The organism is Kitasatospora sp. NPDC088548, assembly GCF_044753005.1.
Taxonomy (GTDB): Bacteria; Actinomycetota; Actinomycetes; order Streptomycetales; family Streptomycetaceae; genus Kitasatospora.
In genome coordinates this window covers 150,284-156,920 of record NZ_JBIVMI010000015.1, presented here as the reverse complement: position 1 = coordinate 156,920, position 6,637 = coordinate 150,284, and the positions used below count along the sequence as shown (strand labels likewise).

The following is a 6,637-nucleotide window of genomic DNA, read 5'->3' as shown; positions in this document are numbered from 1 at the left end:
CGCGCCCCCCGCGCCCGCCCCCCGGCCCCCCCCCGGGGCCCCGGCCCCCCCCCCCCCCCCCCGGGGGGGGGGCGGGCCCCCCCCCCCCCCCGCCGCCCCCCCCCCCCCCCCCGACCGTGCGACCGTGCGACGACAGGTCCGCATCGAGGCCGGCCGGGATCCGGACCTCCCGGCCGAGGCGCCGGACGCCCACCCGACAGCCTCTCAGCCGCCGCCGGGCCCCGGCTCCCCCGGTCCGTTCACCGAGCGGAGAACGTCCAGCCGGTGCCGGTACTCCTCCGCGTCGATCTCACCGCGGGCGAAGCGTTCGGCGAGCAGTTGCTCGGGCGTCGGCGTCGCCGCCCGCCCCGGGGCCCCGGCGGAGCCGGCCGCCGCCGGACCCTGCGGGGCGGGCCGCAACGAGCGCGAAACGTAGCGGAACAGCGCGATGGCGGCCATCACCAGCACCGCCAGGACCAGCAGCCCCACGACGACCATCAGGCCGGAGCCCCAGCCGCCCAGGACATGTCCGTGGCCGTGCCCGTACCAGTGCCTCATCATGACCTCCTCCTCCGCCCCCGCCGGGACCCGCCGAGATGATCGGCGCCTCCACCACCATCGTGCGCTCACGACCGACCGAACGGGCTGAAGAGTTTCCGAGAAAAGGCCCCGGCCACACCGGCCCCGCCCACCGGGTAGCGTTGCGCCCCATGAACCCCCATCCGCCGACCGACGACCGCGAGCAGCTCGTGGCGGCCGGGGTGCTGCGCCGGTACGAGGACGGGCTCCCGCACCCCGCCCTGGCCCACTCGCCGATCAGCTACGTCTCGACCCGGCTCTGGACGGAGCTCACCGCCCTCGCCATCGCACCGGCCGCGGCCACCGCCACCGCACACGCGCTGCTGCGCGCCATCGCCGCCGAAGCGGCGGACGCCGCCCTCGCGCCCGGCAACGAGAGCGCCCCGCGTGACGACCTGTACGTGACCCACCCGGCCCACATCGGGCCGTACCGCCGGGTGGTCTGGTTCCAGCGCACCGGACCGCGCGGGCACATCACCGCCACGTTCCCGCCCGACTCGTGACGCCCCCACCCGCCCCTGCCGTCTCCCGGCGGCCGGTGATCGCGCTCAGCGGTCGACGCGAAGGCTGTGACAGGTCCAGCCGAGCACGCCCGGCCCGTTCTCCGGCGGCCGCGGGTGGTACGTCCCGTCCGCCACGGACAGGTTGACGATCAGATAGGCGCGCCAGTCCGGCCCGACCCCGTGCCGGTCCGCGTACACCAGCGTGTCGTCGACGTACCAGTCGACCGAGTACGTGCCGAGCACCGTCCGCAGGGTGAAGGTCGAGCCGGGGGCTATGCCGGCGGCGGCCCCGTGCCAGTAGCGGAAGCCGCCCCGGACGTGGTTGGACAGCTCCAGCAGGTCCGGGTTGTCGGGGTGGTACTCGAACACGTCCACCTCGTTGCCCCCGTCCCGCCAGGTCCAGATGGCCGGCCAGGCGCCCAGCCCGACCGGGAGGGTGACCTGCGCGGTGAGCGCGTCCCCGGAGCGGAGCTGAAAGCCGTCCGGGCTCCCCTCGGTGGTGAGCAGGCTGCATGTCCACAGTCCGCCGGCCGGCCGGCGGACGGCCGTGAAGAGCCCGCCTGGGCAGTACGCGCGGCTGAGGAAGTCGAGTTTGTGATCGCCCCGGTTGGTCGGCCCCATCCGGGGATAGGCGCTGCTCCGGCCCGCTGTCCACTGCCTGGTCGAAGTGAAGTCCGCGTCGAACACGACTGCCACGGCCGCCTCCTGGGAGCCCCGCGTCCCGGCGACCCGGCGCCGCCGAACACACAGGGTGACTTACCCGGTACGTTCCGCAGTATGCGAAGCGGACCTTCCGGGTCCGAGGCGGCCCGGATCAGCCGACGGGAGCGGGCCGGCCGCCGCTGCCGAGGCGGTCGGTGACCGAGACCACGCCGTCCACCGAGCGGCAGAGGTTCAGCACGATCGGGACGAGGTGCGGCTCGGGGACGGTGCCGCTGAGCACCACCCGGCCCTGGTTCACCTCCACGCCGACCTCGGCCGGGCTGACGCCCTCGATCCGGCCGAGCACCTCCTCGACGATCTCCCGGTGGATCACCCGGTCCTCGCGCAGGAACACCCGCAGCAGATCGCCGCGGCTGACCATGCCGAAGACCCGCCCCTCCTCGTCCAGCACCGGCAGCCGCTTCACCGCGTGCCGGCTCATCAGCCGCGCCGCGCCCACCACGCTCGTGCCGGGCGTGGTGCAGACCGCCGGGCCGGTCATCAGGTCGGCCGCGGTGGCGGCGCCCGAACCGCCCGCCGGGAGCTCCGGAGCCGGGAGCAGGCTGCCCGGGTCCTCCTGCGCGGCCAGGGTGCGCAGGAGGTCCGCCTCCGAGACGATCCCGAGCGGCCGGCCGTCGGCATCGACGACCGGCACGCCGGTGATGTCGTACTCGGCCAGCAGCGCGACGATCTCCCGGAAGCCGGTCTCGGGCGCGACCCGGACCACGGGACTGGTCATCACTGATTCGACGGTGGCGTGGCGCACGCCGGTTCACCTCGTCCGCGAGCGTCGTTAGACCGGACAGCCCTCGTCCGGCTGGTACCAGGAGCATCGCCTCTGACGGCTCGCACCGCCAGGGGCCAAGGGGCTGAAAACCCGGGACCAACGGCCCTGCCGCCGAACACGCCCCCGACGACGGCCGGCCGTGCCGCGTCGGACCGCGGGCCGCACCGCACCCGTCCGCACGGGCCGGGCCGTGCCGTGGCGCCCCCGCCGGCAACGGGCGAAGCTGTCGGAGAACACCGGCGGGGCACCCCCGCGAAGTCCGCCACAGGGCCACCGCGCCGCCCCGCCGCGCGCCCGACGCCCCTGGAGTTCCCATGACCGCACCCGGCACCCCCGCCGCCCCGCTGCGCTGTCTGGTCACCGGTGCCACCGGCTACATCGGTGGACGGCTCGTCCCGGAGCTGCTGGCCGCCGGGCACTCCGTGCGCTGCCTGGTCCGTGACCCCGGGCGGCTGCGCGACCACCCGTGGCGCGCCCGGGTGGAGGCCGCCGCCGGGGACGTCACCCGGCCCGACACGCTCACCGGGGCGTTCGCCGGCATCGACGTCGCGTACTACCTGGTGCACTCGCTGGGCACCGGCCGCGGCTTCGAGGCGACGGACCGCTCGGCCGCCCGGGCGTTCGGCGAGGCGGCCGCCCGGGCCGGGGTCCGCCGGATCGTCTACCTGGGCGGGCTCAACCCCACCGGGGTACCGGCCCGGGACCTGTCGCCACACCTGCGTTCGCGCGCCGAGGTCGGCCGGGCGCTGCGGGCGAGCGGGGTGCCGACCGCCGAGCTGCGGGCGGCCGTGATCATCGGCTCCGGCTCGGCCTCGTTCGAGATGCTCCGCTATCTGACCGAGCGGCTGCCGGTGATGGTCACGCCGAGCTGGGTGGGCACCCGGATCCAGCCGATCGCCGTCCGGGACGTGCTCCGCTACCTCACCGCGGCGGCGTCGCTGCCACCGGAGGTGAACCGGGCCTTCGACATCGGCGGCCCCGAGGTGCTCACCTACCGGGAGATGATGCGACGCTACGCCGCCGTCGCCGGGCTCCCGCACCGGCTGATCGTCCCGGTGCCGGTGCTCACCCCCCGCCTCTCCAGCCACTGGGTGGGCCTGGTCACGCCGGTGCCGAACCGGCTCGCCCGGCCGCTGGTGGAGTCACTGCGGCACGAGGTGGTCTGCGCCGAGCACGACATCGCCGGGTACGTGCCCGACCCGCCGGGCGGCCTGACCGGCTTCGACGAGGCGGTCCGGCTGGCCCTGCGGCGGATCCGGGACGCCCGGGTGGCCACCCGCTGGTCGTCCGCCTCCCTGCCCGGCGCGCCGAGCGACCCGCTGCCCACCGACCCGGACTGGGCCGGCGGCAGCCTCTACCAGGACGTCCGGGAGCGCCGGGTGGCCGCCTCCCCGGCCGCGCTCTGGCGCGTGGTGGAGGGCATCGGCGGCGAGAACGGCTGGTACTCCTTCCCGCTCGCCTGGGCGCTGCGCGGCCGGCTCGACCGGCTGGCCGGCGGCGTCGGCCTGCGCCGGGGCCGGCGCGACCCGGCCCGGCTGCGGGTCGGCGACTCGCTGGACTTCTGGCGGGTCGAGGAGATCGAGCCGGGGCGCCTGCTGCGGCTGCGCGCCGAGATGCGGCTGCCCGGCCTGGCCTGGCTGGAGCTGACCGTCACCCCGGACGGGCGGGGCGGCAGCGACTACCGGCAGCGGGCGCTGTTCCACCCCCACGGGCTCGCCGGACACGCCTACTGGTGGTCGGTGGCACCGTTCCACGCGGTGGTCTTCGGCGGCATGGCCCGCCGGATCACCGAACGCGCCGCGGCCGAGCCCCGGGAAACCTCCCCGGACGGCGCAACCATCACATGATCGACTCGTTGGACCGTCCGTCACGACAGAACGCTCGGTTCCGGGGAGGGCCCGTTGGCAGGACGGATGGACGGCACAGAACCAGCCGCGAACCGGGCCGCGCGCCCGGCCCGCCCGGTGGCGCTGGCCGAGGCTGCTCTCGTACGCCACTACCGCCGCCTGGTCCGGCTCGCCTACCTGGCCCTGCCGGCCGACCGCGACCGGCACAGCCGGGTCCTCGCCGCGCACGCCGCCGTCCAGCGGGCCCTGCCGTCCCGCTGGACGCACTGGTCCCGCCGGATCGACCCGGCGGCCGCGGACGGCGAGCAGGTGTACGCCGCACTGCGCCTGCGGGTGCTGCGCGCCACGCTGCGGCCGCGCCCGGCGCACCGGCTGCTCGCGCCCAGGGTCTGGGGGCTGCGGCTGTTCACCCCGGGCGGCGGCGAGGAGGACGCGGCCCTGGACCGCGCGCTGGCCGGTCTGGACGCGCCCGCCCGGGCCGCGTTCGCCCTGCTGGCCGTGGAGGAGCTGACGCCGGCCGTGGCCGCCGAGGTGCTCCAGCGCGCCGGTGCGGACCGCCCCGACCAGGCCGTCGACGCGGCCGGGCGGCTCTCCGCCGGGCCCGAACCCGGACGGCCGGCCTTCGATCCGTGCGCGGTCCGGGTGCAGCCCACCGACCTGCTGCGGCGGCGCCGCGCGCTCGGCGCCTCCCTCACCGTCGCCGTGCTCGCGCTCACCACCACGGCCGCCGTCCTGACCGGCCCGGACGGCGGCGCCCCCGGCGCCACGCCACTCCCCCGGCCGCCCGGCGGTACGGCGCCCCCGCCCGACCCGGCCCGGCTGGTCCGGGTGGCCGCCGACCAGTGGCAGCACACCAGCCGGGTCGACTTCTCCGCCTGGCCCGCGCGCGGCGACCGCCGCGACGACACCGCCCTGCTCGGCCGGGCACTCACCGCCTGGACCGGGGCCGGCCCGCGGAGCAGGGCCGAACCGGGCACCGCGCCCGCCCCGCCCCGGGGCGAGCCGCAGCTGCTGTTCGCCGGCACGGTCGACGACACCCCGGTGGTGGTGCTGTACGACGGGTGGCTGCTCGCCCGGTACACCGACGGGCGCGGCGGCGGGCTGGACCTCGCCCGGGCCGACGGCTCCGACGTCACCACGGCGGGCGCGGTGGTGCTGCGCCGTCAGGGCACCGCCGCCCGCTATCTGCTCGCCCCCTGGATCGACACCGCCGAGACCCGGCGGATCGACCAGCCGGACGCGCCCGCCCGTCCGCTGGACCGTGCCGACGGCGTCACCGCCGCGACGCCCGGCGGGGCCCCCGGCGGAACGGTCGCGGACTGCCAGGGCGCCGCCCTGCTCCTGCTGCGCTCCTCCCCCGTGATCGCCGAGAAGCAGGCCTTCCTGCTCGCCGATCTGGGCGGCCTCGTCCCGGCCCATCTCACCTACACCCCGGCGCCGGACCGCGCCCAGCCGGCCCGGTCGCCCCGCGAGGCGGTCACCCCGGACGCCCTCCAGGCCTGGGCGCGCGGCGGCTGCGCCGTGCCCGACGGCACTCCCGGCGTCAGACGGCTCAACCTCTGGGCGTTCGCGGTCCAGCAGCTCCCGCAGAACGCCGGCGCGGCGTCCTGGGTCTGCCTGCGCGCCGACCGCTGGGCCGGCGAGGGCAGCGCCGCCACCGCCGTCCTGCTGCCGGGCGCCCGGGGCCCGCAGCGCACCGGCGGCGGCCCCGGCCGGGCGTGCAGCCGGTTCGAGCAGGACACCGTCGGCTGGACGTGGTGGCGCTCCCCGCAGGGCACGGAGTTCCTGCTCGCCGCGGGCAGCCGCCGGGTCGGCCGGATCACCGTCAAGGGCCCGGACTGGTCGGCCGACCGGCCCGTCCCCGACCGGACCCTCGCCGTGGAGCGCCCGGCCCGGGCCGCCGTCTCGGTCGAGGCCCTGCTGGACGGCGGCGCCAGGATCACGCCGATGCGGTAGCCGTACCCTCCGAGCTTGATCCATTCGCCTGCCTGCCCCGCCTTGTTAACCGGCGACCAATCGGTTACTGTGTGACACGCGGTCCACTTTGATCTGTGCATGACATACAGCCTCACGCTGGGTGGCCCGGACAGAGGCTCATCGAAGGCCCGTCCACTTCGGACTCCTTGTTCAGTGAGCTGATCCCGCCAGGTAAAACCCGGACCGCGACATCCCGCCCGACATCTGCTCATCGCCGATCGGAGCTGAGGAGAGTGTCATCATGGTCATCGCGCATGTTCCCA

The 6,637-nt window shown here is 76.6% G+C and carries 6 protein-coding genes; 3 read left to right on the top strand and 3 right to left on the bottom strand.

From position 1 onward, the window contains the following. Positions 1-204: 204 nt before the first annotated feature. Positions 205-540, bottom strand: coding sequence for an SHOCT domain-containing protein (locus tag ACIP82_RS20640; RefSeq protein WP_400654978.1), 336 nt, complete (start codon positions 538-540; stop codon positions 205-207). A gap of 149 nt (positions 541-689) precedes the next feature. Between ACIP82_RS20640 and ACIP82_RS20635 the strand changes: the two genes are divergently transcribed. Further along, entirely contained in the window at positions 690-1,061 is a 372-nt protein-coding gene (locus ACIP82_RS20635; protein WP_400654975.1) for a hypothetical protein, read from the top strand. A gap of 45 nt (positions 1,062-1,106) precedes the next feature. Here the strand turns inward: ACIP82_RS20635 and ACIP82_RS20630 are convergent, their stop codons facing one another. Both ACIP82_RS20630 and ACIP82_RS20625 read right to left on the bottom strand, forming a co-directional pair. Continuing rightward, a complete protein-coding gene (locus ACIP82_RS20630) occupies positions 1,107-1,757 on the bottom strand; it encodes a beta-glucanase (RefSeq protein WP_363610308.1) in 651 nt (216 codons plus the stop codon). Between the two features lie 118 nt (positions 1,758-1,875). Further along, on the bottom strand, positions 1,876-2,502 hold the full coding sequence (locus tag ACIP82_RS20625) for a CBS domain-containing protein (protein ID WP_363610310.1): 627 nt from the start codon (positions 2,500-2,502) through the stop codon (positions 1,876-1,878). Between the two features lie 362 nt (positions 2,503-2,864). Between ACIP82_RS20625 and ACIP82_RS20620 the strand changes: the two genes are divergently transcribed. Both ACIP82_RS20620 and ACIP82_RS20615 read left to right on the top strand, forming a co-directional pair. After that, positions 2,865-4,397: an SDR family oxidoreductase gene (locus ACIP82_RS20620; RefSeq protein ID WP_400654971.1), complete on the top strand. Its 1,533-nt coding sequence runs from the start codon at positions 2,865-2,867 to the stop codon at positions 4,395-4,397. Positions 4,398-4,463: 66 nt separating this feature from the next. After that, on the top strand, positions 4,464-6,353 hold the full coding sequence (locus tag ACIP82_RS20615; protein WP_400654969.1) for a hypothetical protein: 1,890 nt from the start codon (positions 4,464-4,466) through the stop codon (positions 6,351-6,353). Positions 6,354-6,637: the final 284 nt, after the last annotated feature.